The sequence below is a fragment of the Undibacterium sp. RuTC16W genome (assembly GCF_049339445.1).
Taxonomy (GTDB): Bacteria; Pseudomonadota; Gammaproteobacteria; order Burkholderiales; family Burkholderiaceae_D; genus Undibacterium.
The window spans coordinates 1-288 of record NZ_JBMPPE010000115.1 but is presented as its reverse complement, the minus strand read 5'-3'; the positions used below and the strand labels follow the sequence as shown (position 1 = coordinate 288).

Annotated in this window: 1 pseudogene; it reads right to left on the bottom strand. The window is 38.2% G+C overall.

Features of this window, described 5'->3' with window-relative positions:
- Nucleotides 1-26: 26 nt before the first annotated feature.
- Nucleotides 27-288, bottom strand: a pseudogene (locus ACO0K4_RS19745) (hypothetical protein); the annotation flags it as partial.

The window sequence follows — 288 nt, the reverse complement described above, 5'->3', positions numbered from 1 at the left end:
GCTGTAATTGGTTTACCCCTTTTCAGCTACACAAACAATTCTAGCAGGTCATTCAAAAAACGATGACCTTTTTGGCTTACCTGCCAATGACTATTCATATCGATTAGTAAGCCTGTATTTATCGCTTTATTCAAGGCCTCAGACTGGCTCTGCAGCGATAAATTTGTAAGTGCATGTAAATCACTTTTTGGGCAAGCCTCAAATAGACGAAAGCGATTCATAAAAAATTCAAAGGGTAAATCGTCTTGCTCTACAGGCCATTGCTTAAATAAATACGGTTTAGCCAAA